The following is a 25,958-nucleotide window of genomic DNA, read 5'->3' as shown; positions in this document are numbered from 1 at the left end:
GTCCGGTTTTGCGGGGCCAATGTGGACGCGAGGGCCCAATTTTGCGCGCCATGTCGGGGTGGCCCCGGCCCGCCCGGCTTGCGGCTTACCAAAAATCTCCTGCTCGGAGCGTCGAGATCATCTCGTTACTTGACGCCACACTTTTTTCTCACTAGGAAGAAAGCGTGTCTGACAAAGCCCCGACCAGCCCGGTCAGCCGAGAGCGGTCCCGTGAGATCAAGCGTCTCTCGGTGATCTTGGCCGCCCGGCAGGCCCGACGGCTGTCCCGGGTGGACCTCGCCGAGATGACCGGCCTCTCGGCGGCCACCGTGACCGCGCTCGTGCGGGAGCTGGTCGCCGAGGGCTACCTCATCGAACGCGGCCCCGGCGCGCCCACCACCGGCCGGCCCCGGGAGATGCTCGAGTTCAACCCCCGCGCCGAGCTCGTCGCGGCGGTGTCGCTGGAGCCGCCCCGGATCAGCTGCGAGATCGCCGACAGCGAGGGCTCGGTCATCGCGCACCGCGTCGCGCGGCTCGGCGCGGACGTGGTGGAGACCGTCTGCGAGTTCGTGCTCGACCTGGTCGGCGACAACCTGCCGTCGCTTCGCGGCGTCGCGATCGCGGTGCCCGGGGTGTCCAGCAACGGCGCGGTACGCCTCGCGCCGTCGGTCGGACTGGTCGAGGCGTGGCCGATCGGCGAGTCGGTGCAGCGGCGGCTCGGCGTACCGGTGGTCGTCGACAACGACGTCAACCTCATGGCCGCCGGCGAGTGCGTCGCCGGCGCCGGTGCGGACGTGGCCAACCTGCTGCTGATCCACGTGGCCGACGGCATCGGCGCCGGGCTCGTGCTCGACGGCAAGGTCCGCCGCGGCGCCAGCGGGGCCGCGGGCGAGGTCGGCTTCCTGCCGCTGGGCGGCGCGACCGAGCGCCGCTACACCGGTGTGGGCGAGTTCGAGGCCCAGTGGTCGGTGAACGCCATAGCGGAGCGGGTGGTCGCGCTCAACCCGGGCCGCCGGCCCGAGTCGCCGGTACGGGAGCTGAGCCGGCTTGCCGCGACCTCGGCGCCCGCCCGCGACTACCTCGACGAGGTGCTCGGCGCCTGGGCCGGGCTCATCCTCTCCTGTGCCTGCGTGGTCGATCCGGGAATGGTGCTGCTCAGCGGCGCCGCCGCGGAACTCGACGACGCGGCCCTGGACCAGCTCCAGGCCCTCGTCTCCGCCCGGACGCCGGCCCCCACCGAGGTGCGCCGCGCCACCCTGGGCGACCAGGCCGTGCTGCACGGAGCGATCAGCTACGCGCTCTCGGCCGCGGTGCCCCGACCCTCGCTTCCCTGACCACCACCCGACCCCGGCCCCCGACCACCCCTGACCCCGGCCCCGACACCACACCCACCCCATCGTCACCGCCGTCCTCGCGGCGACCACGTCCGTACGCCGGACGGCCGGTCGCGGCGCGATGCGGCACACCCCGGTCCCGGGACGGGATCGCACACCGACTTTCCCCGCTTCCGATAGTTCCCCCGCAAAATGGAGGTACCAATGAAACGTCGTTTGGCCCTGGCCGTCGCGTTCAGCGCACTGCTTGCCGTCAGCGCGTGCGGCAGCAGCGACGACGACAAGGACACCGGCTCCTCCGGCTCCGCGTCGGCCGAGAAGGTCGTCATCTACAGCGCCCGTGACAAGTCGGTCACCGACTACGTCGTCGAGCAGTTCACGGCCAAGAACCCCGAGTACAAGGGCAAGGTCGAGGTGCTCAACATGGGCGCCCAGGAGGTGCTCGAGCGGGTCCGCGCCGAGAAGGCCAACCCGCAGGCGTCGGTCTGGTGGGGCGGCACCCAGCAGGGCCTCGCCGCCGGCGCGTCGGAGGGCCTGCTGGAGTCCTGGCAGCCGTCCTTCGCCTCGAAGATCGACGCGCGGTACAAGGACGCCGAGGGCCGCTGGTTCGGCGAGATCCTGCTGCCCGAGGTCATCATGTACAACAACAAGGCGCTGACCCCGGAGACCGCGCCGAAGGACTGGGACGACCTGGTCGACCCGAAGTGGAAAGACAAGATCATCATTCGGGACGTGGCCGCCTCCGGCACCATGCGCTCGATCTACGCCTCGATGATCCAGCGCTTCACGGCCGACGGGTCGAACCCGCAGCCCGGCTACGACTGGCTGCGCAAGCTCGACGCCAACACCGTCGAGTACGCCGCCAACCCCAGCGACCTCTACCTGAAGATGTCGCGTGAGCAGGGCGTGGTCAGCGCCTGGAACCTCCAGGACATCCTGCTGCAGGCCAACGAGAAGATGCCCTTCGGCTACGTGATGCCGGCCTCCGGTGCGCCGGTGCTCGTCGACGGCGTCGCGGCGGTCAAGGGCGGCAACAGCGAGGGCGCGAAGAAGTTCCTCGAGTTCCTGTTCGACGACTCGCTGCGGGCCAGCCTGGCCAAGGACTACTTCCAGATCCCCGCCGTCGACATCGCCGAGAAGCCCGAGTGGCTGACCAAGCTCGACCTCAAGCCGATGGACGTCGACTGGAACGTGATCGGCAAGAACGAGACCGCCTGGATCACCCACTGGAACGCCCAGATCAAGGGCAAGGGCTAAGACGCTCGGAACCGGGCCGTGCTCCGGCACGGCCCGGCTTCGTCCTGGAAGGACCCACGAAATGATCGATGTCCGACTGACGGCGGTCAGTAAGCGCTTCGCCAAGTCGAGCGACTCCGCGGCGGTCGATGACGTCACCGTCACCATCGGAGCCGGCGAGTTCTTCACGCTGCTCGGACCGAGCGGTTGTGGCAAGACGACGACGCTGCGCATGGTGGCCGGCTTCTACTTCCCGACGTCCGGTCACATCCACTTCGGCGACGACGACGTCACCCACTGGACGCCGAACAAGCGGGACACCGGCATGGTGTTCCAGAACTACGCCCTGTTCCCGCACATGACTGTGGCGCAGAACGTCGCGTACGGGCTCAAGGTCCGCCGGGTCTCCCGCGCCGAGCAGACCCGCCGGGTCACCGAGGCGCTCGCCCAGGTGCACCTCGCCGGGTACGGCGACCGGCGCATCGACGCGCTCTCCGGCGGCCAGCAGCAGCGCGTCGCGCTGGCGCGGGCCCTGGTCATCCGTCCCCGCACCATGCTGCTCGACGAGCCGCTGTCGAACCTCGACGCGAAGCTGCGCGAGGAGACCCGCGCCGAGATCCGGCGCATCCAGCGGGAGAGCGGCACCACCTCGATCTACGTCACGCACGACCAGGCCGAGGCGATGGCGATGTCGGACCGGATCGCCGTGATGGAGTCCGGCCGGGTCCAGCAGGTCGGCACCCCGCACGAGGTCTACTACCAGCCCGCGAACGCGTTCGTGGCCCGGTTCATCGGACGCAGCAACGTGCTGAGCCTGCCGGTGACCGGCGCGACGGAGCAGCGCGTCCGGGTACGCCTGCCCGGCGGCGCCACCATCGAGATCGGCGCGCCCACCGGACACGGTCTCGCCGAGGGCGACACCGCGCTGGTCTCCGCGCGCCCCGAGCACATCGCGCTCGGCGGCGACGACGAGACGGCGGCCATGCGCGGCCGGGTCAGCCACGTCGAGTTCACCGGCATGGCCACCCACGTGACTGTCGACGTCGACGGCGACGACGTGATGGCCGCCCTGGTCGACGCGCCCGCCGGCATCGCGCTCGGCGACGTCGTGGGCCTGCGGCTCACACCGGAGCGGCTCTGGGTGGTCAAGCCGTGACCGCTGCGACCCCGCCCGCCCCCGGCTGGGCGGCGGCCCTCGGCCAGCGCCTGGCCGGCGGGGCGAACTCCCGATGGTTCCCCTACCTGCTGGTGCTGCCGCTGGTCCTGGTGCTCTGGGGCTTCGTCGTCCAGCCGATGTTCGCCACCTTCCGGGAGAGCGTCAGCGCCAACGGCAGCGACAACTACCTCCAGTTCCTCTCCTCCTCCGGGGTGGCCCGCGAGTCGCTGTTCACCTCGCTGTTCATCTCGGCCGCGAGCGTGCTGCTCTGCGGCGTCGTCGGCGTGGCGATGGCGTTCCTGCTCAAGCGGTTCCACTTCCGCGGCCGGCGGCTCATCGAGGCGTTCATCCTGGTGCCGGCGGCGCTGCCGCCGCTGATCGGCGCCGTGTCCTTCCAGCTGCTCTACAGCAACATCGGCATCGTGCCGCGCGGCCTCCAGGCGCTGCTCGGCACCGACAAGCCGGTCCTTGCCTTCGACGGCATCGCCGGCGTGCTGGTGGTGCACACGTTCACCATGTACCCGTTCTTCTTCCTGGCCGCCTCGGCGGCGCTGGCCGGCATGGACCCGTCGGTCGAGGAGGCCGCGTACAACCTCGGCGCGGGCCGGGTCCGCGTGTGGCGCACCGTCCTGCTGCCGATGCTCACCCCGGCGCTGATCTCGGCGTCGCTGCTGGTCTTCATGACGTCGCTGGCGTCCTACACCGCGCCGCTGCTGTTCAACGTCAGCCAGACCATGACGATGCAGATCTACATCAACCGCACCAACGGCGACCTGCCGATGGCCTCCGCGTACGCCTCGGTGCTCGGCATCGTCTCGATCATCTTCCTGCTGAGCATGCGCTGGTACGAGGGGCGGCGTAACTACCAGTCCCAGTCCAAGGGCGTCTCGGCGGTCCGGCGGGAGATCACCAACCCGATCGGCCGCTGGCTGGCCCCGCTCGCCTCGGTGCTGGCCACGCTGGTCCTGCTCGCCCCGGTCGGCGCGATCGCGCTCGTCGCGTTCTCCGAGGACCGGTCCTGGACCACCGAGGTGCTGCCGCCGACGTACACCTTCGAGAACTTCGTCACCATCTTCACCGACCCCAAGGCGTTCCAGCCGATCCTCAACTCGGTGCAGATGAGCCTCCTCGCGGTCGTGGGCTGCGTGGTGATCGGCGTGCTCGTCGCGTACGCGGTGCGGCGGCTGACGTTCGTCGGGCGCGGCCTGCTCGACGTGGCCGTGATGATCGCCTGGGCGCTGCCCGGCACCGTCGTGGCGATCAACCTGATCTCGGCGTTCAGCACCGGCAACGCCTTCAGCTTCGGGCAGGTGCTGGTCGGCACGTTCTGGATCCTGCCGCTTGCCTACTTCGTGCGGTTCCTGCCGATCGTGTTCCGGTCCAGCTCCGCGACGCTGGCGCTGATCGACCCGTCGCTGGAGGACGCGGCGCGCAACCTGGGCGCCTCCTGGCTGCGCGCGTTCTACACGATCACCGTGCGGCTGATGCTGCCCGGCGTGCTCGCCGGCGCGTTGCTGGCGTTCGTGCACGGTGTCGGCGAGTTCGTCGCCTCGGTGCTCATCTACACCTCGTCGACGGTGCCGATCTCGGTCGCCATCAACAACCGGATGTACAGCTTCGAGCTGGGCACCGCGGCCGCCTACGGCATGCTCCAGGTGCTGCTCATCTTCGTGGTGATGTGGTTCTCCGGGCGGCTGGAGAGCAGCCGCACCGCGACCCGGAGGGCCGAGCAGTGGACGAACTGATCGAGCGGTGGCGGACCGGGGGAGGGCTGCTCCCGGTCACCCGGGTGCCCGGGCACGCGTTCGCCGCCGTGACCGAGGCGGCCGACCTGGCGGTGCTGCCGGTCGGCGCGGTCGAGTGGCACGGTCCGCACCTGCCGATCGGCACCGACCTGATCCTGGCCGAGGGCTTCGCCGGGGAACTGGCCACCGGGTCCGCCCGGGCGGTGCTGTTCCCGGCCACGCCGTACGCCGCCTGCCCGGGCCAGACCCGGCAGTGGCCGGGCACCGTGGCGCTGCGGCCGGAGATCGCCGTCGGCTACCTCGCCGACGTGCTCGCCGGCATCGTCGAGGCGGGCTTCACCCGGGTGCTCGTGGTCAACGGGCACGACGCCAACATGTCCACCGTCCGCGCCGCGATGGAGTGGGTGTCCGGGCGGCACCGGGCCAGCATGATGCTGGTGAACTGGTTCCAGCTCGTCGGCCCGGACGAGACCACCGAGATGTTCGGTGAGCTGCCGGCCCGGGGACACGGCGGCGCGTACGAGAGCTCCGCGGTGCTCGGCTTCGACCCGGACGCGGTGCGCCTCGACGCGGCGCCGGACCTGCCGCCGAAACCGAAGCTGCCCACCCCGTACCCGTACGTGCTGGTGGAGTCGCGGCCGGATCCCTGGCAGGGCTGGTCGGGCCACGTCTCGCTGGCCGGCCGGGAGGCCGGCGACCGGATCCGCGTCACCGCCGGCACCCGCCTGCGCCAGCTGGTCGAGGCGTGGCTGGCCGCGCCGCTGCCCGGGCCGCCCGGCGCCGACCGGCCGGACCGGACGACCGGATGACCACGCGCGGCACGCCGCACGACAACGCACCACCTCGGGAGGCCACCATGAGCCCGTCACTGACCGTCTACCAACAGCACCATCTGCGCGTCGTGTTCGACCACCACGTCGCCCACCTCTACCCGGCGATGGTCACGGCCAGCAAGGCCCACGTCGTGATGCTCGCCGAGCAGGGACTGATCTCCGACGAGGCCGCCGCGACGATGCTGCGAGGCCTGGTCGCCCTCACCGGCGACCGGCCGGAGGAACTGGAGTACGACGGCAGCGTCGAGGACGTCTACTACACGCTGGAGAAGCGGCTCGCCGCCGCGGCCGGCATCGAGGTGTCGCAACTGAGCGTGCAGCTCGCGCGCAGCCGCAACGACCTCGACGCCGGCGTGTTCCGGATGGTGCTGCGCGACCAGCTGCTCCAGGTGCTCGACGCGCTGCTGGCCACCGGCCGTACCGTGCTGGACCGCGCGGACCGGCACGCCGACGTGGTGATCACCGGCTACACGCACCGCCGCCCGGCCCAGCCGACCAGCATCGGGCACGTCTTCGCCGGCTACGCCGAGGCGCTCGCCGGTGAGGCCGCCGCGTACGCCGACCTGCTGGACGAGATGAACCGCTCGCCGCTGGGCTCCTGCGCGTTCGCCGGCACCGACCTGGACATCTCGCCCCGCCGACTGGCCGACCTGCTCGGCTTCGACCAGCTGATCGTCAACTCGTACGAGGCGGTGGCCGGCGCGGACCACCTGGTCCGGGTCGCCACGCTCAACGCGCAGGCGCTGGCCACCGGCGCCCGGCTGGCCCGCACGCTGATGGACTGGCTGAGCTGGGGCTGGGTGGTCACGCCCGGCGAGTTCACCCAGGGCAGCAGCATCATGCCGCAGAAGCGCAACCCGGTGGTGCTGGAGCACCTCGTCTCGATGGCGGGCGCCTCGGCGGCCGACGCGGCGAGCGTGCTGAACAACGTCGGCGCGGCCTGGTGGGAGGACTCCAACAACGCCACCACCGACGTGCAGGCCCGGCTCTGGGACGGCGACGACCGGGCGTACCGGTTCTTCTCCCTGCTCGGCGGCCTGATCGAGAAGCTGGACCCGCAGCGCCCGCCGTCCGGTGAGGAGATCGTGGCCTCCGGCGCCACCACCACCGCCGCGGCCGACGCGCTGGCCCGCCACGGCGTGCCGTTCCGGGGCGCCCACTCGCTGCTCGGCCGGCTGGTACGCGGCGGCGCTCCGGCCACCTGGACCGGGGAGCTGGTCCGGTCCACCGCGGCCGACCTCGGCCTGACGCTCGACGACGCCGCGGTACGGGACCTGCTGGCCGCCGCCGTCCGCCCCGAACTCGTGCTGCGCCGGGCCCAGGCCGACGGGCCCGGCGAGGCGGCCGTCCGGGACCAGGTCGGACGACTGTCTACAATGCTCGACGCGGTGCAGGAGCGGGCGCAGGCGTTGCGCGACCGGCTGACCCGTGCCGACGCGGCTCTCGCCGAGGCGGTCGCGGCGAGGGCAGGCCAGTGACGGGCCGGCCGACGCCGCTGGCCGTGGTCGCGGACGTCGTGTCGCGGCGACCACGTGATCTGGACCGACGGCCCGAAGGGCGATCTGACATCACCATGGAACGACCGGCAAACCCGCGCCTGCTCGGCATCGACTTCGGCGGCACCAAGATGGCCATCGGCGTGGGTGACACCGACGGCCGGCTGCTCGTTTCCGAGCGCCTGCCCACGAACGCCGAGCAGGGCGCGCCGCAGGCCCTCACCCGGGCGCTGGACCGGGCGCGCGACCTCGCCGAGCAGACCGGCGGCACCATCGTCGCGGCCGGCATCGCCTCACCCGGCATCGTGCACGACGACGGCATCGAGCTGGCGCCGAACGTCCCCGGCTGGGAGCGGCTGCGGCTGGCCGACGCGGTCCGCGCCCACCTGAACCTGACGCACGTGCGGGTGGTGAACGACCTGAAGGCCGCCGCGCACGCCGAGCTGCGGCTCGGCGCGCTGCGCGACGCCGACCCGGGACTGGTCGTCGGGCTGGGGACCGGGGTGGCCGCGGCGGTCACCGTCAACGGCGAGGTGCTGCCGGGTCGCCACGGCGCGTCCGGCGAGATCGCCTACGGACTGACCGACCTCAGCTGGCCGCCCCGCCTGGAACCGATGCTGGAGACGACGTTCTCCGGCCGGGCCCTCGACGAGCTGGCGCAGCGGCTCGGGGTGGACGGCCGGGCGGCCGGACTGTGCGCGGCCGCGGAACAGCCCGGCCCGGTACGCGAGCAGCTCCGCCTCCGGGTGGACGAACTGGCCCGCCAGCTGGTGACGTGCTGCCTGCTGCTCGACCCGCAGCGGATCGTGCTGGTCGGCAGCGTCGCCGGCAACGACCTGGTGCGGGAGCTGCTGACCGAACGGCTCAACCACACGCTGCCGTACCCGCCGGAGATCGTGCTGTCGGACTTCGCGCAGGACGCCGCGCTGCTCGGCTCGCTCGCCCTGGCCGTCGAGGCGCAGCCCGCTGTGGTCTGACCGCAACCACCGGCAGACGCCGCCGGGCGGGGCGCACAGGAGCGCCCCGCCCGGTCCGGTGCCGGCCGGCTCACCTGCGGAACGCGGCCACCGCCTCCTGGATCGCCGGCCCGGTCGCCGAGGACGCCTGCGCCCACGACTCGAACTCCAGGGCGGCGGCGAAACCGGACGTCTCCGCGGTGCGCACCGACGTCTTGATGTCCCGGGCCAGCGCCGGGTCCAGCGCCGCCCACCGCTCGGCGCGCTCGTGCGCGGCCGCCAGCGGGTCGTCGGCGAGCGTCGCGGCGAGCCCGACGCGTACCGCCTCGGGTCCGTCCACGCTCCCGCCGTCGAGCAGCAGTTGCAGGGCGCGCTCCGGGCCGAGCGCCCGGGTGAGGAACCAGGTGCAGCCGCCCCCCGGGTGCAGGCCGAGCTTCGTGAACGACGCGATCAGCTTCGCCTTCGGCCCGACGATCCGGGTGTCGCACGCCAGCGCCAGGTTCAGCCCGGCGCCCACCGCCGGTCCCTGCACCGCGGCGATCGTCGGGATCGGCAGCGCCCGTACCCGCAGGAAGCTGTCGTAGACGCGGTGCAGGTCGGCGCGGATCTCCGCGACGCCGCGGCCGGGCTCGCCGAACATCGCGGGCAGGTCGGCGCCCGCGCAGAACGCCGTGCCCGCGCCGGTGACCACGAGCGTACGGGCGTGCCGGTCGGCGGCCACCTCGGCGATCGCGTCACCGAGCGCGTCGCGCATCTCCGCGTCGATGGCGTTGCGCCGATCCGGGTCGTTGAGTGTGAGCGTCCAGCGCCCGTCCGCGTTGTGCAGTTCCACTCTGCTCATGACTCGTCCTCCTGCTCGGTCAGCCAGGACCAGACGCCCGCGCTGCCGCGCGGCACCAGTGCCGCGCCGAGCGTGGCGGCCCAGAATCGCTGAGTGCCGTTCTCGTCCCGCCAGGACCAGAGCCTGCGGGTGGACAGGTGCAGCGGGTGCTCCCGGGTCACGCCCATCGCCCCGTGCAGTTGGTGCGCGCCGCGCGCCACCAGCGTCGCGGCCCGGGCGCTGAGCACCCGCGCGGCGGCGACCCGCAGCGGCTCCGGGCCGGCCAGCGCGGCGTCCACCGCGGTGCCGGCCAGCAGCGTGTGCGACGTCATCCGGGCCAGTGTCTGCCCGACCGCCTGGAACGCCAGCAACGGCCGGCCGAACTGCTCCCGCGTCGTCACGTGCTGCCGGGTGTGCTCCACGGCGGTCTCCAGCGCGCCGGTGAGCGCGGCGGCGGTCAGCACCGCTGCCTCGGCGCGTATCGTCGCGGCGGGGGCGGCGCCGGTGAGCCGCATGCCGTCGGTGACCGGCACGTCGAACGCGACGTCGTCGCGCGGCTCGGCGGCCAGGTTGCGGCCGGGGGCGACCCGGACGCCGGGATGGTCGGCGGGCACCACGAAGGCCTCGTCGCCCGCGTACACCAGCAGGGTCCGCGCGGCGGCGGCCCACGGCACGCGGGCGGCCGTGCCGCGCAGCCGCCCGCCGGCCACCGTGAGCCCGCCTCCGGTGACCACAGTGGCGACGCCGTCGGGCAGGTCGCGGCCGGCGGCGGCGAGCTGCCGGGCGGCCAGCACGGTCTCGGCCAGCGGCAGGGAGACGCCGTGGCGGCCCAGCCCGCGGACGAGCGCGGCCAGGTCGGTGAGCGTGCCGCCGGAGCCGCCCGCGCCCTCGGGCACCGACACGCCGGTCCAGCCCAGCTCGTGCACCGTGGACCAGAGCGCGGGCAGGCCGTCCGGGTCGCCGCCGTGCCCGCCGAGCACGTCGTCGGTCAGTTCCCGCAGCTCGTCGCCGCCGCGCCGGGGCGCCCGGGCGGCGCCCTTGGCGATGATTGTGCGCAGCACCTCGGTGGTACCGCCGCGGATCGAGAAGCCCGGCGCGGCCAGCAGCCCCTGGGCGAGCAGCCCGGCCGGTCCGTCGCCGTCGGGGTCGGGCTCGACGTCGAGCACGGTACGGGCGATCTCGTTGACGTCCGCCTCGAACTCGGTGCCCAGGTCCTTCAGCACCGCCGCCGCGTGCACCGGGGCCCGCCCGCCGTCCAGCTCACCGGCGATGCGCCAGGCCAGGCCGCGCAGCCCGGCCAGCCGGGCCAGCGCCTCGCCGAGCACCGCGTCCGCGTCCCGCCGGTCCGCGCACGCGTCGATCGTGGCGGCCAGCAGCGGATACGTGCTGAGCACCCGCTCCATCCCGCCGCGCTCGAAGGACAGCTGCTCGGTGACCTGCGTCCAGCCGTTGCCGGCGGTGCCCAGCACGTGGTCGCCGGGCACGCGCACGTCGTCGAAGACGACCTCGTTGAAGTGGTGCTCGCCGCGCAGGTCGACGATCGGCCGGACGGTGACACCGGGCGCGGACATGTCCACGATCAGCTCGGTCAGCCCCTCGTGCCGGTCGCCGCCGGCGCCGGTACGGCACAGCACGTAGGCGTGCGTGGACCGGTGGGCGTGACTGGTCCAGATCTTGCCGCCGGTGAGCCGCCAGCCGTCGCCGTCCGGGCGGGCGGTGGTACGCACCGAGGCGAGGTCGCTGCCGGACTCGGTCTCGCTCATGCCGAGGCAGAACGTCACCGCACCGGCGGCGATCGCCGGCAGGTACCGCTCGCGCAGCGCGGGGGAGCCGTACCGCAGGACGGCCGGGCCGATCTGCCGGTCCGCGATCCAGTGCGCCGCCACCGGCGCCCCGGCGCGCAGCAGCTCCTCGGTGACCACCAGCCGGGCCCGGTTCGAGCGGGCCTGCCCGCCGTACTCGCGCGGCCAGGTCAGGCCGATCCAGCCCCGGCCGGCCAGCGCGCGGCTGAACTCCGTGTCGTACGAGCGCAGCCACGCGTCGCACACCGGCCGGAACCGGTCGTCGTCGCGCCACTCGCCGACCAGCTCCCGTACCTGCCGGCGCAGCTTGCCGAGATCGTCGTCAGTCATCCCCTGTCCGTTCCCTTCGCCACTGAGTAACCGCGCGCGGCGGCCCGCCGCAGTACGCCGACCGCCGCGGCGCGTTCGGCCGCGGTGACCGGCGGCCGGGGGACCGCGTCGTCGACGGGCACGCCGAGCGCGGCCAGGTGGGCGCGCAGCATCTCGCCGTCGGTGGTGACCTCCTCCAGCCGTGGGTCGGCGCCGAGCCGCGCCACGCCCCACCGGGTGTGCAGCCGCACCAGCGCGTCCGGTGCGGGCGCGGCGGTCACGTGCTCGACCGCGCGCACGATCCGGCGCGGATCCCTCGCCCCGTGCAGCAGCACCAGTTCCCGCGCCGCCGCCGCGATGTCGGCGGCGCCCCCGCCGCCTGGCAGCCGCACCGTGGGCCGCTCCCGGGGGCCCAGGTACGACGAGTTGATCCGGCCGCGCAGGTCGACGTTGCCGGCGTCGAGCACCACCCGGTCGAACCGGTGACCCATCGCCAGCAGCACGTCGGCGGTGCCGCCCAGCCAGCCGAACCCGTCGGCGTACGCCGGGTAGTCGGTGGTGCTTGTCGGCACGTCGGCGCCGGGCCGGTGCGCGCTGGCGCCGGCCTCGAAGACCTGACTGAACGGCTCGCCGGGCAGCGCGTACGCGCACTGGCCGGCGAGCACCGGCCAGTGGAAGCCGGTGAACACCCAGCCGCCGCGCCGGAACTCCCGGGCCGCCCGGACCAGGAAGTCGGCGGTGGTCACCGCACCTCCTCGGCGAGCCACCGCCGGAACCCGTCGGGCGTGGCCGAACAGCTGGCGTACCGCTCGTACGCCCGCACGTCGCGCGGGTACCGGCCGACCGCGCCGTCCGGGCGCACCGCGCCGGGGTGCTCGACCACCGCGTCGACGAGCAGCCCGGGGATGCTGATCCCGGCGGCGCGGACCGTCTCCGCGTCGGTGACCTGCTCGGCGACGAGCACGGTACGGCGGGACGCCTGGGCGGCCACCAGCACCTCACCCAGCGGGCCCCGGATCACGCCGTTGCCGCCGGTGTCTGCCAGGTCCACGTGGACGAACGCCACGTCGGGCCGCTCGGCCCGCACCACCCGGGCCGCCCCGAACGCCGAGTCGACCCGGGACAGCCGGCCCCGGCTCCAGTCCTCGTCCACGTAGCCGGTGCCGGGCAGGTCCGGCACCGGCATGAACGGCACCCGCCAGGCGCCGGCGGTGAGCGCGGCGGTGAGCAGCCCGAGACTCAGCTCGTGCAGCGTGACCCGGGTGTCGCCGTCCTGCGCGGCCCGCCGGAAGTTCCAGGCCGGCGCCGGGCCGACCGGGCTCCAGCAGTGGCCGTACGTGGCCGACCGCAGCACGCCGGCCCCGAGCAACTGGTCCATCAGCAGCCCGCCGGAGGCGATCACCACGTCGACGTCGCGGATCCGCTGCCGGATCATCTCGTGGCCCACGGCGAACAGTTGCGCGCCGAAGTTGCCCAGGTAGACCCGCCGGCCCGGTCGTACGTGCTCGGCCACGACGGCGGCGAGGGCGCGGCTCACCGGTACGCCTCCGCCAGCATGTGCAGCCCCGGGCCCAGGTGCGCGCCGCCGTCGAGCTGGATGAGCTGGCCGGTCATCATGGCGGCGGCCGGGCCGGCCAGGAACGCCACCAGCTCGGCGACCTCCTCGGCGCGGGTCGGGCGGCGCAGCGGCGTGGCCCGGTCCACCAGGTTTTCCCGGACGTGCCGGTCGGCCTCGGCGTCGAGCGCGGCGGTGAGCACCGTGCCCGGCCCGAGGCAGTTGAGGCGGATGCCGTCGGCGGCCCACTCCAGGGCCAGCGTCCGGGTCAGCCCGAGCACCCCGGCACGGGCCGCGACGGCGTGCGCCATGCCCTGCCCGCCGCGTTCCACACCGGACAGCGACATGTTCACCACCGCGCCCCGGGCGCGCCGCAGGTACGGGTACGCGGCGGTGGTGAGGTGGAAGACGCTTGTCAGGTTCAGGTCGACCACTGCCGCCCAGCCGCCCGCCGAGATCCGCGTGGCGGGGGCGAAGAACTGCCCGCCGGCGTTGTTCACCAGCAGGTCGATGCCGTGCGCCTCGCCTGCCCCGGCGACGGTGGCGGCGGCGCGGTCGTGGTCGCGGACGTCGCAGACCGCGTACGTGTAACGCCCGCCGCCGGTGGCCGCCTCGCCGGTGGCGGCGAGCGTGTCCGCGTGCCGGCCCAGGCCGGTGACGTGTGCGCCCAGCTCCACCAGGCGTACCGCCACCGCCCGGCCGATGCCGCTGCCGGCGCCGGTCACCACGGCGTGCCGACCGGCGAGGAGGCCGGCGCGCAGCACGCGTACGCCGGTGTCGTCGCCCCGCGTCACCGGGCGGCCCTCGCCTCGCCGATCGCCTGCCGCCGCAGCAGTTGCGCCGGCCGGTAGCGGGGATCGCCGAACGCGTCGGCCATCGACCGCAGCGCCTCGTACACGGTCCCCGCCCCTGTCGATCGCAGCGTCTCGAACGGGCCGCGCGGATGGTTCATCGCCAGGCGCAGCGCCACGTCCACGTCGTCGGCGGTGGCGGTGCCCTCCTCGACCACGGTGGCCGCCTCGTTCACCAGGCAGTGGGCGAGCCGATCGCCGACCAGGCCGGGCAGCGCCGGCACCCGCACCGACGGCGCGCCGAGGTGATCCAGCAGCCGGTCGACGAAGCCGGGGACGGCGACGCCCGCGACCGGGTCCTCGACCACCTCGGCGAACACGGCGTCGTCGGCGCGCCGGTGCAGCCGGATCCAGCCGACCTCGGCGGGCAGCACGTCGGCCCAGCCGGCGTCGGAGCTGTCCAGCACCACGTTCTGCCGCCCCGCCAGCCGGGCCAGCTCCGCCACCCGCTGCGGGGTCGGCGCGCCGAGGCTCACCACGCGGGCCGCCGGACCGTTCGGCGGCCCGGGCCGCCGGACCACCCGGGCGTTGGCGTCGCGCGGCGGCTCGGTGGCGTAGTCGTAGAAGCCGCGGCCGGCGGCCTTGCCGGTCAGGCCGGCCCGGACCAGGGCGCGCACCTGGGGGATGGGCCGGTAGCGGGGGTCGCCGAACTCGCGCAGCGCGGTCTCCGAGGAGGCCAGGTGCGTGTGCAGCCCGGTGAAGTCGAGCAGTTGCAGCGGTCCCATCGGGTGCCCGAGCGCGCCCCGGGCGACCGCGTCCACCACCGCCGCCTCGACGCCCTGCGCGAGCAGGAGCTGCGCCTCGTAGTACAGCGGCCGGCAGACCCGGTTGACGATGAAGTTCGGCGAGTCCCGGCACACCACAGCGGTCTTGCCGAGCGACTCCACGAGCGCCAGCGCCCGCCGTACGGCCGCCTCGCCGGTGGCCGCGCCGGAGATCACCTCCACCAGGCGCATCCGGGTGGGCGGGTTGAAGAAGTGCAGCCCGAGCAGGCGTTCCGGGGCGCCGAACGCGCGGCCCATCTCGTTGACGCTCAGCGACGACGTGTTGGAGGCGACGAGCAGGTCCGGCCCGCCGGCGGCGGCGACCCGGGCGAGCAGGGCGCGCTTGGCGTCCATGTCCTCCACGATCGCCTCGATCAGCACGTCGGCGCCGGCCAGCGCGGTCTCCACGTCGGCGGCGGCGTCGAGATCGCCGGTCGCGCCGTCGGCACGGATCCGCTCCAGGCCGGCGCGGCCCAGCTCGGCGGTGGCGTCCACGACCCGGACGGTGTGCCCCGCCCCGGCGAGGACCTGCGCGATGCCCCGGCCCATCGGGCCCAGGCCGACCACGACGGCGATCACCGGGTCACCCGCTCGATCACCGCGGCGATGCCCTGCCCGCCGCCGACGCAGAGGCTCGCCACGCCGTACCGGCCGTCGCGGCGGGCCAGCTCGTGCAGCAGTGAGACGACCAGCCGGGCGCCGCTCTGGCCGGTCGGGTGGCCGAGGGCGATGCCGCCGCCGTTGACGTTCACCCGCTCCTCGTCCAGGCCCAGCGCGCGCACGTTCTGCACGATCTGCGCGCCGAACGCCTCGTTGATCTCGAACAGGTCCACGTCGCGTACGGTCAGCCCGGCCCGGCGCAGGGCCAGCGGGATCGCCTCCGCCGGTCCGACGCCCATCATCGTCGGGTCGACGCCGACTGCCGCGAACCCGACGATCCGGCCCAGCGGGGTGAGCCCGTGCCGCCGTACCGCCTCGCCGCCGGCCACCACCACCGCGGCGGCGCCGTCGGCCATCTGGCTGGCGTTGCCGGCCGTGACGGTGCCGCCGTCGGTGAAGGACGGGCGCAGCCGGGCGAGCCGGTCCGGTGTGGTGTCGGGGCGTACCGTCTCGTCGCGGTCCAGTTCGTCCAGCGGCAGCACCTCCCGCGCCATCGCGCCGGACTCCCAGGCCCGGGCCAGCCGCTGGTGGCTGCGCGCCGACCAGGCGTCCTGGTCGGCGCGGGACACGCCGAACTCACGGGCCACCTTCTCCGCCGTCTCACCCATGCTCATGCCGCAGATCGGGTCGGTGCCGCCGTCGCGCCAGCCGTCCTGGAGCAGGACGTCGCCGCGCCGCACCCCGTCCCAGCGCAGCGTGTACGGCGCCAGGTACGGCATCGTGCTCATGCTCTCGGCCGCCACCGCCAGCGCCACGTCGGCCTCGCCGGACAGCACCGACCGGTGCGCGAGCTGCACCGCCTTGAGGCCGGAGGCGCAGGCCATGTTGATCGTCTGCGCCGGGACCGGCACCGGCACACCGGCCGCGAGCGAGATCTGCCGTCCCGGGTTCGGCCCGTTGCCCGCCTGGCGGCAGTTGGCCACCACCGTCTCGTCCACCGCCTCGGCGGGCACGCCGGCCCGCGCCAGCGCCTCGGCGCCGGCCAGCCCGCCCAGGCGCACCACCCGCACGTCGCGCAGCGCGCCACCGTACCGGCCGTGCGGGGTCCGCACGGCGCCGACCAGGAACGCTTGCCTGTCCATCACGGAGCCTCTCGGTCGGCGCGTACGACGCGCTTGCTCTTGTGGGTGCTGCGCGGCAGCGTGCCCTCGGCGACGGTCTCCACCACCGCGCGCACCGTCAGCTCGGCGCGCACGGCGTGCGCCAGCTCGCGCGCGACCCGCCGGCCGTCGCCGGCCACCTCGACGCGCAGCTTGATGCCGGTGAGGTAGCCCGTCGCCGGGTCGGTGACGTCCTCGTCGAGGACGATCAGGTATTCGCCGCAGGTGCCGGGCGTGGCCCGGACGACCTGCTCGACTGCGGACGGGAACAGGTTCACCCCGCGTACCACGAGCATGTCGTCGGCCCGGCCGACGACGCCGCCCGGCAGCCGGGCGAGCGTGCGCCCGCACGGGCAGGCGGCGCTGTCGCGGACCACCACGTCGCCGGTCGCCCACCGCACCAGCGGCGTGGCCCGCTTGTCCAGGTGGGTGAGCACCAGCAGGCCGGGCGTGCCGTCGGGCACCGGCTCGTGGGTGTACGGGTCGAGCACCTCGGCGTACGCGAAGTCCTCGGCCAGGTGGCCGCCGGCCTGTTCCTCGCACTCCCAGGCGATCGGCTGGAACTCCAGGCTGCCGTACCCGTCGAAGCACTTCGCGCCCCAGCGCTGCTCGATGTGCGCGCGGGTGGCCGGCACCCCGGCGCCCGGTTCGCCGCCGACCTGGATGCGCCGCACCGGCGAGTCGCGCAGCGGGGTGCCGGCGCGTTCCGCGGTCTCGGCCAGGTGCAGCATGAACGACGGTGTGCCGCCGACGGCTGTGGTGCCGTACCGGAAGATCGTGTCGATCTGGCGCTGGGTGTCGCCGGAGCCGGCGGGCAGCAGCGTCACGCCGATGCGCTGGTAGCCGGCTGTCGCGCCGAGCCCGCCGACGAACCAGGCGTAGCTGAACAGGCACTGGTACACGTCGGTGTCCCGCACGCCCTGGCTGTACGCGGCCCGCGCGTACAGGTCGGCCCAGCGGTCCAGGTCGTGCGCGGTCCACAGCACCGGAGTGGGGTTCGAGGTGGTGCCGGAGGAGAAGTGCACGCGGCGGCGGTCGGCGACCGGCGCCGCCACGGCGCTGCCCCACGGCGGGTGGGCGGCCAGGTCGGCCACGTAGTCGGCCTTGCCGACCAGCGGCAGGCGGCGCAGGTCGGCCAGTTCGCGCACGTCGCCCGGGTGGAAGCCGAGCGCGTCCCACCGGGTGCGGTAGAAGTCGCTGGCGGCGTACACGTAGGACAGTTGCGACTTCAGGCGGGTGAGCTGGTACGCGGCCAGCCGCTCGCGCGGCCACGTCTCGGCCTCGTGCCAGTGGCGCTCGGAGAACGGCCCGGTCATCGCGGGCTCCGGCGCAGCCCGCCGACGATGAAGTCGGCGTACTCGTCGGCGAGCCGCTGGCGGGTGTTGTAGTCACCGCGCTGCGGGTCGTACCAGAGGCTGATCCAGTTCAGCGCGCCGAGCAGCGGCTTGGTGGCCAGCCGGCTGTCCACCTCGCGGAACACCCCGGCCTTGCGGCCCTCGTCGATGACGTCGGCGAAGATCTGTTCGTACCGGTCGCGCATGGCGATCACGGTCTCCAACGCCTGCTGCTGGGCCGGCGCCTCGCCGAGCCGGCGCATCTCGACCGCGCGCATCGCCACCCGCTGGAACGAGTTGCGGGTCATCATCAGGCCGGCGTGGTGGTGCGCCATCCGCCAGAGCCGGCTGGCCGGATCGAGGCCGGCGTTGCCGGCGATCGGCTCGATCCCGTCGATCAGCTCCTGCATGCCGGTGGTGACGATGTCCAGGAAGACGTCCGCCTTCGCCCGGTAGTAGTGGTAGACGCGGCCCTTCGTGGCGCCCATCTCGCGGGCGATGTCGTCGATGGTGGTGGCCGCGTACCCGTTGCGGGTGAACGCGGTGGCGGCGGCCTCCAGGATGTCCCGCCGGCCGGGGGCGGGCGGACGCGCGGTGGTCTCGTCGTCGGCGGTCATGCAGTGGTCTCCGGTGCGGTGGTGTCGGGTACGACGGCGAGCGGGCGGATCGGCGACCCGGTGCCGCCCCGGATGGACAGCGGGGCGGCGATGAAGAAGAAGTCCCAGACCCGCTCGGCGGCCAGCGGCGCGAGGTTCATCGCCTCCATGATCGGCACGCCGTGGTCGACGAGCAGGTGGCAGTGCACGGCCAGCGCGGGGCTGGGCATGTGCTCGAACGCGATGGTGTCCGCGCCGGCCGCCACCACGCCGTGGTCGGTGAGCCAGCGCGCGCCGCTGACGTCCACGCCGGGTGCGCCGGTGGCGACACCGAGGTACGCGGCGTTGTCCGTCCACTTCTCGTCCCAGCCGGTGCGCACCAGCACCACGGCGCCGGGGCGGGGGCGGGGCCGGTCGGCGAACCAGCGCTCGAACAGCTCCGCGCCGACGCCGTCGGCCGGTGTCAACGGCCGGCCGAGCGCCACTGTCGCGTCCACCAGGTGACCGGGCGCCAGCATCGGCGGCAGCTCGTGCACCGACACGTCCGGCACCCCGCCGGCGTACGACTGGCTCGCGGTGACATCCACGCCGCCGTACACCTTGCCGAGCCGGGAGACGTGGGCGAGCCCGTCGACGTGGGTGCCCACGTGTCCGCCCGTGGTGATCATCTCGGCGGCGGCGGAGACGCCGTCCGGGTACATGATCTCGCCGTGCCGCTTGGTGAGTGTGAAGCTGTACGGCGGGTGGTTCGGGTGGTGCGGGATGCCCGTGTACATCTGCTGCGCCAGGTCGAACACCCGCGCGGCGCCGGACGCGGGCCAGTCGACGCTCAGCCGCCAGGACGCGCTCATGCCGCCACCGACGCCTTGATCGCCCGGCCCAGCACCAGCCGCTGGATCTCCGAGGTGCCCTCGTAGATCTCCAGGATCCGCTGGTCCCGGTAGAGCCGTTCGGCCGGGCAGGGCTTGCAGAAGCCGTCGCCGCCGAACACCTGCACGGCGGTGTCCACCGCCCGGTGCGCGACCTCGCTGGCGTACAGCTTGGCCATCGCGCCGAGGATGCCGACGTCGCCGCCCTCCTGGTGCGTCCGGGCGGCCTCGAACGTGATCATCCGGGCCGCGGTGATGCCGGTGGCCACGTCCGCCAGCGGGAACGAGATGCCCTGGTTGTCGATGATCGGCCGGCCGAACGTCTCCCGCCGGGCCGCCTCCCGCGACGCGACGTCGAAGCCGGCCAGGGCGACGCCGAGCGACTGGGCCGCGACACTGATCCGCCCGGCGGACAGCGTCCGCATGGCCAGCCGCATGCCCCGGTTGAGGTCGCCGAGCACGTCGCCGTCGGGCACCCAGATGTCCAGCTTGAGGTTGCTGGTGAGCGTCCCGCGGATGCCCATCTTGTCCTCGTACCTGTCGATGACCACGCCGTCGGCGTCCTTGTCCACCAGGAACGCGGTGATGCCGCGGGTGCCGGCCTGCGGGTCGGTCAGCGCGAAGACCACGTAGTACCGCGACGCGCCGCCGTTGCCGATGTAGATCTTCTCGCCGCGTAGCCGCCAGCCCGCGCCCTCGCGCTCGGCTGTGGTGCGGATCCGGGCGGCGTCGCTGCCGGCACCCTCCTCGGTCAGCGCGAAGCTGATCGCCTCGCCCCGGGCCAGGCCGCCCAGGTAGCGCTCGCGCTGCTGGGGCGTGCCGGCCAGCATCAGCGGGGTGGCGCCGAGCGCGTACGCGGTGAGGATCGCGCCGGTCGACGGGCAGGCGCGGGAGACCTCCTCGATGACCGCGCAGGCGGTCACGAACGACGCGCCCCGCCCGCCGTGCTCGCGTTCCACGAGCAGCCCGGCCAGCCCCTGCTCGACGAGCACCCGCACGCTCTCCCACGGGTAGCGCTGCTCCCGGTCGAGTTCCTCGGCCAGCGGCGCGAAGTGGCGTGCCGCCACGTCCCGGGCGAGGTCGCGCCAGTGGCGCCCCTCGTCGTCGAGGCGTGGCTCCCAGATCACGGACACGTGGTGCCTCCCGGTTCTCCGGCGCGGGCCGGTCGTTGCGCGCAGCGCCATACCGTTGCGTATGTCTAGATGTCTAGGTGGTGCCAGGCAGGCATGTCAAGCGCTTCCCGGATGCTGTTTTCCCTTGTGCATTGCGCTTCTTCCGCCGTCCACGAAGATCTTGACGACATACCGAAGAGTATGTTCGCCTGGTGTGGACGACAGGGAGGTGATCCGTGGAACCCGTCGGTTACGCGGTACACGACGCGGTGGCGGTCGCCACCATCGACCGGCCGCAGACACGCAACGCGCTCAGCGCCGACGTCCTGCGCGCGCTCGCCGCGGCGATGGACCGGGCCGAGGCCGACCCGGCGGTACGGGTGCTGGTGCTGACCGGCGGCCCCCGGCTGTTCGCCTCCGGCGCGGACATCCGCGAGCTGCGCCGCACGTCCCCGGCCGACTACCTGCTCTCCGAACGGCTGGAGTGCTGGCACCGGTTCGCCCGCTTCGGCAAGCCGGCCGTCGCCGCCGTCGCCGGATACGTGCTGGGCGGCGGGTGCGAACTGGCCATGACGTGTGACGCCGTGGTCGCCGCCGACTCCGCCGTGTTCGGCCAGCCGGAGATCAACCTCGGCATCATCCCGGGTGCCGGCGGCACGCAGCGCTGGGCCCGTGTCGCCGGCCGGTTCCGGGCCGCCGAGCTGGTCCTGGGCGGTCGCCTCGTGGACGCCTGGACCGCGCAGCGCATCGGCCTGGTCAGCCAGGTGGTGCCCGCCGAACGGGTGGTCGAGGCGGGGATCGCGCTGGCCGCCTCGATCGCCGCCCGCAGCCCGGTGGCGGCCCGCCTCGGCAAGCAGGCGCTGCGTACCGCCGAGGAGGTCGGCCTGACCGCCGGCCTCGCCCACGAGCGTTCGCTGCTGCTGACGCTGCTGTCCACAGACGACCACATCGAGGGCATCGACGCGTTCCTGGAGAAGCGTCCGGCCCGCTTCACCGGCCGATAGGAGAGACACGTGACGCAGGTACACGAGGCCACCGACCCGGGTGCGGGCGAACGGCTCGGCCCGGCCGCCCGCGCGGCCCTGCTCGACGCGCTCAAGCGCCACGCCCGTACGCCGGGGGAGCCGCTGCTGATCCGGGTCCAGGGCGACGCCTGGCGGCACGAGCCCGACGACCTCGCCCAGCCGGTCGTACGCGGGCAGTTGCACGAACTGGTGCTGCGGGTGCAGGCCGCGCCCGGCCCGGTGGTCGTCCACGTGACCGGCGCGGTACGCGGTCTCGGGCTCGGCCTGGCGCTCGCGGCGGACCTGCGCGTCGCCGCGCCGACCGCGACGTTCGGCACCGGCTCGCCCGCGGCGTTCCTGGCCGGCGGCGCCGGACGGCTGCTCGCCGGTGTCGCCGGCGCCGGCGTGCTGGCGCACCTGGCCTGGACCGGCGCCACGCTCGACGCCGAGGAGGCGCTGCGGCACGGCCTGGTCGGCTCGGTGTCGGACGATCCGGACGCCGGGGCCGCGCTCGCCGGGAGGCTCGCCTCGATCGGCGCGGGCCCGGCCTCGGCGCTGGCCCGCGCGCTGCGCGGCCGGGACCGGCCGGAGCTGACCGCCGCGCTCGACTACGAGTCCTGGCTGGCCGGCATCGAGTGAACCGGCCGCTCCGGCCCGCCCCGGCCGTTCCGCCCCGGCGGGACCAGCCGGGGCGCGCCGGGCGGGAGCCGGCACGGGGCCGAGGGCCGGGCGGCCCCCCTCCCGTGCCGGCATCCGGCTCACGCGACGGCGTCCAGCCCGGCGCGCGCGACCTCCATGTCCTGCGTGTAGTGCCCGCCGCTGACCCCGATGCCGCCGATCACCGCGCCGTCGGCGGTGATCGGGTAGCCGCCGCCGAAGACCACCAGCCGGTCGATGCCGGTGGTCGCACCGGTGGCCAGCGGCGCGTCGTCCTTGATGAAGTCGTACCAGCCGTCGGTGGGCATGCCGAATCCCGCCGCCGTGTACGCCTTGTCCTGCGCGACCTGCACCGACAGCAGCGCGGCGCCGTCCATCCGGGCGAACGCCTTCAGCACGCCGCTCTCGTCGACGACGGCGATGACGCAGGGCAGCGCCATCTGCTCGGCCTTGCCGATCGCGGCGGCGAGGATCCGTTGCGCCGCGCCGATGGTGACCGACGTCTTGGTGAAGTTGTCCATGAGGGGCTTCCTTCCGTGGTGGGTGGGTGGAGCGGGGCTCAGACGACGCCTGCGGCGCGCAGGCGCGAGATCTCGTCGCCGTCGAGTCCGGCGACGTCGCGGAGCACCTCGTCGGTGTGCTCGCCCAGCTCGGGCCCGACGCGGCGGACACCGCCGGGCGTCGCGGTCAGCTTGGGCACGACGTTCTGCATCGGGAACTCCCCGAGGTCCGGGTGCTCCAGCCGGACGATCGCGTCCCGGGCGGCGAAGTGCGGGTCGGCGAGCATCTCCTTGGCGGTGTAGATCCGCCCGGCGGGCACACCGTGGCGGTGCAGCAGCTCCAGCAGCTCGTCCCCGGCGTAGCCGGCGCACCACTTGGCGATCAGCTCGTCCAGCTCGCGCTGGTGCCGGCCGCGGTCGGTGTGCCCGGCGAACCGCGGGTCGGCGGCCAGCTCCGGCTGCGCCATCGCCTCGGCGAGCCGCCGGAAGACGGTGTCCTGGTTCGCCGCGATCACCACCATGCCGCCGTCGGAGGCGACGTAGACGTTGCTCGGCGCGATGTTCGGCAGGATCGAGCCGGTGCGTTCCCGGGTGTAGCCGCCGATCGCGTACTCCGGCACCAGCGACTCCATCAGCGCGAGCACCGACTCGTAGATGGCGCTGTCGACGATCTGGCCCCGGCCGGTCGCCTCGGCCACCCGCAGCGCGCCCATCGCGCCCACAGCGGCGAACGTGCCGGCCAGCGAGTCGCCGATGCTGATGCCGACGCGGCTGGGCAGCGAGTCGGGATCGCCAGTGGTGTAGCGGATGCCGCCCATCGCCTCGCCGATCGAGCCGTACCCGGCGCGTTCGGCGTACGGCCCGGACTGCCCGTACGCGGACACCCGGACGATCACCAGCCGCGGGTTGATGTCCCACAGCACGTCCGGGCCGACGCCCCAGCGCTCCAGCGTGCCGGGCCGGAAGTTCTCCACCAGCACGTCGGCCTCGGCGGCGAGCCGGCGCAGCACCTCCTGCCCCTCCGGGACGCGCAGGTTGAGGGTCACCGAGCGCTTGTTCCGGCCGAGCACCGGGAACCACAGCGACTTGCCGTACGGGCGCTCGCGTCCCCACTCGCGCATCGGGTCACCCCGCCCCGGCTCCTCCAGTTTGATCACGTCGGCGCCGAGGTCGCCGAGGATCTGGCCGCAGAACGGCCCGGCCAGCAGGACCCCGGCTTCGATCACGCGCAAGCCGGACAGCGGGCCGCGGGCGTAGTCGTTCATGTCGTCCCTGTTCTCTCGTCGGTCGTCTCGTTGGTGCGGGCGGAGGCTCAGGCCGGCACGGCGTGCGGCCGGGCCTCCGGTTCGGGTTCCGGCTCGGGGGAGTGCCGCTGCGTGCGCTCGCGGATCCAGCCGAGCGACACCGCGCCGAGCAGCGTCACGCCGAGCAGGATGTCGCCCAGCGGCAGCGGCATGCCGCGCAGCCGGAAGATGTTCAGCACGATGCTCAGCGAGAGCAGGCTCAGGAACGCGGTCATCGGGCTTCCGTGCCCGCCGCCGGCCAGCCGGAACCCGGCGATCAGCAGCGCGCCGTAGACGTACAGCTCGGTGCCCTCGCCGAGGGTGATGGCCGAGGCGCCGGTGCGCATGACCTGGACGCAGCCGGCGACCGCGGCGGCGGTGCTGGTCAGCACGAACAGCGCCAGCCGGACCCGGCCGGCCCGGATGCCGGCGCGGGCGGCGACGACCTCGTCGCCCCCGGTGGCCCGCAGGTGGGTGCCCCAGCGGGACCGGCGGACCAGCGCGCTGCACACCAGCGCGAGTCCCAGCACCACCAGGACCGGCACCGGCAGCGGCCCGATCGTGGTCTTCAGCGCGGTGCTCAGCTCCGGGGTGTACGCCGCCACCGAGCTGCCGTCGCTGATCACCTTGGCCAGGCCCCGGGCGGCGACGAGCATGCCCAGCGTGGCGATCAGCGGCCAGACGCCGAACGCCAGGGCGAGGACGCCGTTTGTGAGTCCGGCCAGCAGCCCGACGCCGAGCGCGGCGAGCACGCCCGCCTGCCACGAACCCGAAGCGGTGTAGACGGTGGCGTAGACGACCGCGCCGAGGCCGAGGACCGAGCCCACGCTCAGGTCGGCGACGCCGCCGGTCATCGCCAGGCTCGCCGCCAGCAGGATGATCGCCGGGGCGAGCAGGTCGCCGAGCATGCTGGAGATGTTGGCGCGGCTGGCGAAGTCGGGCGCGAAGCTCAGCGCGGCGGCCAGCGCCACCACGAACAGCAGCACGCTCGTGGCGGACGGGCGGCTGAGCAGGCCGGTCCATCCGGCCCGGGTACGTGTGGTCGTCATGGTGTGCTCCTGACGCTGTTGACGGCGAGCGCGACCGCGAGCACGACTCCCTCGACGACCGGCTGCCAACTGGAGGAGACCCCCCAGGTGACGATGGCCGTGGGCAGCGTGTTGAGCAGCAGCAGCGCTGCGGCGACGCCGACGAAGCTGCCCCGGCCGCCGGTGAGCGCCATCCCGCCGAGCAGCAGGATCGAGATCACCCGGAACTCGGTGCCCGGGGTCAGCGTGGACTGGACGATGTCGCCCTGGGAGGCGAGGACCAGCCCGGCGAGCCCGGCGACCAGGCCGCAGAACACCAGCGCGCCGGCCTGGATCCGGTCCGGACGCAGACCCCGTACGAGCGCGGCGTGCCGGTTTCCGCCCACCGCGACGACGTGCCGGCCCAGGCGGGTCCGGCCGACCACGAACGCGACGGCGGCGAGCAGCAGCACCATGATCCAGAAGACCCGCGGTACGCCGAACAGGTCGCCGGCGACGTGCCGGCGCAGGAAGCTGTCGCGCGGGATCGGCACGAACTCGATGAACAGCCGGGTGGTGCCGCTGACCAGGAACATCGTGCCGAGGGTGGCGACGATGGGGTGGATGCGCACGCGCACGATCAGCACCGCGTTCACGATGCCGATGAGCGTGCCGAACACCAGCACCGCCACCAGGACCACGGCGAACGACGCGCCGTCGGTCAGCAACTGGGCGGCGATCAGCGCGGCGGCGACCGCCGTGACGCCGACGGACAGGTCGAACTCGGCGCCGCTGAGCATCACCAGGCTGACGCCGACGACGAGGACGCCGATGAACGCCATGTTGAAGGCCACGGCGATGACGGTCTGGTGGGACAGGAAGGCCGGCGACTTCGCGGCGGTGGCCAATACCAGCGCGACCCAGAGCGCGACCAGGGCGAGTGTGGCGCCGTGGCGGCGGAGCACGGGAAGGACCGTGCTCCGCCGGACGGCTGCCTGCG

24 protein-coding genes are annotated in these 25,958 nt (G+C 73.9%); 9 read left to right on the top strand and 15 right to left on the bottom strand.

What is annotated here, in order from left to right:
• Positions 1-164: 164 nt before the first annotated feature.
• From AB0C17_RS14195 to AB0C17_RS14165, 7 genes are all read left to right on the top strand, one after another.
• Positions 165-1,313, top strand: coding sequence for an ROK family transcriptional regulator (locus AB0C17_RS14195; protein WP_357478737.1), 1,149 nt, complete (start codon positions 165-167; stop codon positions 1,311-1,313).
• A 204-nt stretch (positions 1,314-1,517) separates the two neighbouring features.
• Complete coding sequence (locus AB0C17_RS14190) at positions 1,518-2,570, top strand: extracellular solute-binding protein (protein ID WP_357382827.1); 1,053 nt, start codon at positions 1,518-1,520, stop codon at positions 2,568-2,570.
• A 61-nt stretch (positions 2,571-2,631) separates the two neighbouring features.
• Positions 2,632-3,705 (top strand): ABC transporter ATP-binding protein, encoded by a 1,074-nt coding sequence (locus AB0C17_RS14185; RefSeq protein ID WP_357478733.1) that lies wholly within the window; start codon positions 2,632-2,634, stop codon positions 3,703-3,705.
• Complete coding sequence (locus AB0C17_RS14180; protein ID WP_357478730.1) at positions 3,702-5,450, top strand: iron ABC transporter permease; 1,749 nt, start codon at positions 3,702-3,704, stop codon at positions 5,448-5,450. The genes AB0C17_RS14185 and AB0C17_RS14180 overlap by 4 nt, the downstream gene beginning before the upstream one ends.
• Positions 5,438-6,259: a creatininase family protein gene (locus tag AB0C17_RS14175; protein WP_357382833.1), complete on the top strand. Its 822-nt coding sequence runs from the start codon at positions 5,438-5,440 to the stop codon at positions 6,257-6,259. Before AB0C17_RS14180 ends, AB0C17_RS14175 begins: the two co-directional genes overlap by 13 nt.
• Positions 6,260-6,306: 47 nt before the next feature.
• A complete protein-coding gene (locus AB0C17_RS14170; RefSeq protein WP_357478727.1) occupies positions 6,307-7,761 on the top strand; it encodes a lyase family protein in 1,455 nt (484 codons plus the stop codon).
• 95 nt (positions 7,762-7,856) lie between these two features.
• A complete protein-coding gene (locus AB0C17_RS14165; RefSeq protein WP_357478724.1) occupies positions 7,857-8,756 on the top strand; it encodes an ROK family protein in 900 nt (299 codons plus the stop codon).
• Positions 8,757-8,826: 70 nt separating this feature from the next.
• Here the strand turns inward: AB0C17_RS14165 and AB0C17_RS14160 are convergent, their stop codons facing one another.
• From AB0C17_RS14160 to AB0C17_RS14110, 11 genes are read right to left on the bottom strand one after another with little or no spacing between them, the layout of a single operon-like run.
• On the bottom strand, positions 8,827-9,576 hold the full coding sequence (locus AB0C17_RS14160) for an enoyl-CoA hydratase (RefSeq protein WP_357478721.1): 750 nt from the start codon (positions 9,574-9,576) through the stop codon (positions 8,827-8,829).
• On the bottom strand, positions 9,573-11,687 hold the full coding sequence (locus tag AB0C17_RS14155) for an acyl-CoA dehydrogenase family protein (protein WP_357478718.1): 2,115 nt from the start codon (positions 11,685-11,687) through the stop codon (positions 9,573-9,575). The genes AB0C17_RS14160 and AB0C17_RS14155 overlap by 4 nt, the downstream gene beginning before the upstream one ends.
• Positions 11,684-12,412 (bottom strand): co-chaperone HscB, encoded by a 729-nt coding sequence (locus tag AB0C17_RS14150; RefSeq protein ID WP_357478715.1) that lies wholly within the window; start codon positions 12,410-12,412, stop codon positions 11,684-11,686. Before AB0C17_RS14150 ends, AB0C17_RS14155 begins: the two co-directional genes overlap by 4 nt.
• Positions 12,409-13,203, bottom strand: coding sequence for a CoA-transferase (locus AB0C17_RS14145; protein ID WP_357382845.1), 795 nt, complete (start codon positions 13,201-13,203; stop codon positions 12,409-12,411). The genes AB0C17_RS14150 and AB0C17_RS14145 overlap by 4 nt, the downstream gene beginning before the upstream one ends.
• Positions 13,200-14,015, bottom strand: coding sequence for an SDR family oxidoreductase (locus tag AB0C17_RS14140; protein WP_357478712.1), 816 nt, complete (start codon positions 14,013-14,015; stop codon positions 13,200-13,202). Before AB0C17_RS14140 ends, AB0C17_RS14145 begins: the two co-directional genes overlap by 4 nt.
• Positions 14,012-15,415, bottom strand: coding sequence for a 3-hydroxyacyl-CoA dehydrogenase NAD-binding domain-containing protein (locus AB0C17_RS14135; protein WP_357478709.1), 1,404 nt, complete (start codon positions 15,413-15,415; stop codon positions 14,012-14,014). The genes AB0C17_RS14140 and AB0C17_RS14135 overlap by 4 nt, the downstream gene beginning before the upstream one ends.
• Complete coding sequence (locus tag AB0C17_RS14130) at positions 15,412-16,578, bottom strand: thiolase family protein (protein WP_357383221.1); 1,167 nt, start codon at positions 16,576-16,578, stop codon at positions 15,412-15,414. Before AB0C17_RS14130 ends, AB0C17_RS14135 begins: the two co-directional genes overlap by 4 nt.
• Entirely contained in the window at positions 16,578-17,912 is a 1,335-nt protein-coding gene (locus AB0C17_RS14125; protein WP_357478707.1) for an AMP-binding protein, read from the bottom strand. The genes AB0C17_RS14130 and AB0C17_RS14125 overlap by 1 nt, the downstream gene beginning before the upstream one ends.
• Positions 17,909-18,547 (bottom strand): TetR/AcrR family transcriptional regulator, encoded by a 639-nt coding sequence (locus AB0C17_RS14120; protein ID WP_357478704.1) that lies wholly within the window; start codon positions 18,545-18,547, stop codon positions 17,909-17,911. The genes AB0C17_RS14125 and AB0C17_RS14120 overlap by 4 nt, the downstream gene beginning before the upstream one ends.
• Complete coding sequence (locus AB0C17_RS14115; protein ID WP_357478701.1) at positions 18,544-19,377, bottom strand: cyclase family protein; 834 nt, start codon at positions 19,375-19,377, stop codon at positions 18,544-18,546. The genes AB0C17_RS14120 and AB0C17_RS14115 overlap by 4 nt, the downstream gene beginning before the upstream one ends.
• A complete protein-coding gene (locus AB0C17_RS14110) occupies positions 19,374-20,528 on the bottom strand; it encodes an acyl-CoA dehydrogenase family protein (protein ID WP_357382857.1) in 1,155 nt (384 codons plus the stop codon). The genes AB0C17_RS14115 and AB0C17_RS14110 overlap by 4 nt, the downstream gene beginning before the upstream one ends.
• A gap of 215 nt (positions 20,529-20,743) precedes the next feature.
• Here AB0C17_RS14110 and AB0C17_RS14105 point away from each other — a divergent pair, with 215 nt between their 5' ends.
• Both AB0C17_RS14105 and AB0C17_RS14100 read left to right on the top strand, forming a co-directional pair.
• A complete protein-coding gene (locus AB0C17_RS14105; protein ID WP_357382859.1) occupies positions 20,744-21,511 on the top strand; it encodes an enoyl-CoA hydratase-related protein in 768 nt (255 codons plus the stop codon).
• A gap of 9 nt (positions 21,512-21,520) precedes the next feature.
• Positions 21,521-22,150, top strand: a complete 630-nt coding sequence (locus AB0C17_RS14100; RefSeq protein ID WP_357467849.1) for an enoyl-CoA hydratase-related protein — start codon at positions 21,521-21,523, stop codon at positions 22,148-22,150.
• 119 nt (positions 22,151-22,269) lie between these two features.
• Here the strand turns inward: AB0C17_RS14100 and AB0C17_RS14095 are convergent, their stop codons facing one another.
• Genes AB0C17_RS14095 through AB0C17_RS14080 form a run of 4 tightly spaced genes read right to left on the bottom strand, consistent with a single transcriptional unit; the run spans position 22,270 to position 25,923 of the window.
• On the bottom strand, positions 22,270-22,689 hold the full coding sequence (locus AB0C17_RS14095) for a heme-binding protein (protein WP_357382863.1): 420 nt from the start codon (positions 22,687-22,689) through the stop codon (positions 22,270-22,272).
• A 38-nt stretch (positions 22,690-22,727) separates the two neighbouring features.
• Entirely contained in the window at positions 22,728-23,933 is a 1,206-nt protein-coding gene (locus tag AB0C17_RS14090; RefSeq protein ID WP_357467845.1) for a CaiB/BaiF CoA-transferase family protein, read from the bottom strand.
• Positions 23,934-23,980: 47 nt separating this feature from the next.
• Positions 23,981-25,000 carry an ABC transporter permease gene (locus AB0C17_RS14085; RefSeq protein ID WP_357382867.1) on the bottom strand — a complete coding sequence of 340 codons (1,020 nt, stop codon included), beginning with the start codon at positions 24,998-25,000 and terminating at the stop codon, positions 23,981-23,983.
• Complete coding sequence (locus tag AB0C17_RS14080; RefSeq protein ID WP_357478698.1) at positions 24,997-25,923, bottom strand: ABC transporter permease; 927 nt, start codon at positions 25,921-25,923, stop codon at positions 24,997-24,999. The genes AB0C17_RS14085 and AB0C17_RS14080 overlap by 4 nt, the downstream gene beginning before the upstream one ends.
• Between the last annotated feature and the right edge of the window lie 35 nt (positions 25,924-25,958).

Source organism: Micromonospora sp. NPDC048887 (assembly GCF_040649715.1).
Lineage (GTDB): Bacteria > Actinomycetota > Actinomycetes > Mycobacteriales > Micromonosporaceae > Micromonospora.
This window is presented reverse-complemented; position numbering and strand designations above follow the sequence as displayed.

Bases quoted from the DNA above. Each gene is read 5' to 3' on its own strand.
- AB0C17_RS14190 (WP_357382827.1), top strand. From the start codon at position 1,518: ATGAAACGTCGTTTGGCCCTGGCCGTCGCGTTCAGCGCACTGCTTGCC.
- AB0C17_RS14185 (WP_357478733.1), top strand. From the start codon at position 2,632: ATGATCGATGTCCGACTGACGGCGGTCAGTAAGCGCTTCGCCAAGTCG.
- AB0C17_RS14170 (WP_357478727.1), top strand. From the start codon at position 6,307: ATGAGCCCGTCACTGACCGTCTACCAACAGCACCATCTGCGCGTCGTG.
- AB0C17_RS14165 (WP_357478724.1), top strand. From the start codon at position 7,857: ATGGAACGACCGGCAAACCCGCGCCTGCTCGGCATCGACTTCGGCGGC.
- AB0C17_RS14160 (WP_357478721.1), bottom strand. From the start codon at position 9,576: ATGAGCAGAGTGGAACTGCACAACGCGGACGGGCGCTGGACGCTCACA.
- AB0C17_RS14155 (WP_357478718.1), bottom strand. From the start codon at position 11,687: ATGACTGACGACGATCTCGGCAAGCTGCGCCGGCAGGTACGGGAGCTG.
- AB0C17_RS14130 (WP_357383221.1), bottom strand. From the start codon at position 16,578: ATGGACAGGCAAGCGTTCCTGGTCGGCGCCGTGCGGACCCCGCACGGC.
- AB0C17_RS14125 (WP_357478707.1), bottom strand. From the start codon at position 17,912: ATGACCGGGCCGTTCTCCGAGCGCCACTGGCACGAGGCCGAGACGTGG.
- AB0C17_RS14120 (WP_357478704.1), bottom strand. From the start codon at position 18,547: ATGACCGCCGACGACGAGACCACCGCGCGTCCGCCCGCCCCCGGCCGG.
- AB0C17_RS14115 (WP_357478701.1), bottom strand. From the start codon at position 19,377: ATGAGCGCGTCCTGGCGGCTGAGCGTCGACTGGCCCGCGTCCGGCGCC.
- AB0C17_RS14095 (WP_357382863.1), bottom strand. From the start codon at position 22,689: ATGGACAACTTCACCAAGACGTCGGTCACCATCGGCGCGGCGCAACGG.
- AB0C17_RS14090 (WP_357467845.1), bottom strand. From the start codon at position 23,933: ATGAACGACTACGCCCGCGGCCCGCTGTCCGGCTTGCGCGTGATCGAA.
- AB0C17_RS14085 (WP_357382867.1), bottom strand. From the start codon at position 25,000: ATGACGACCACACGTACCCGGGCCGGATGGACCGGCCTGCTCAGCCGC.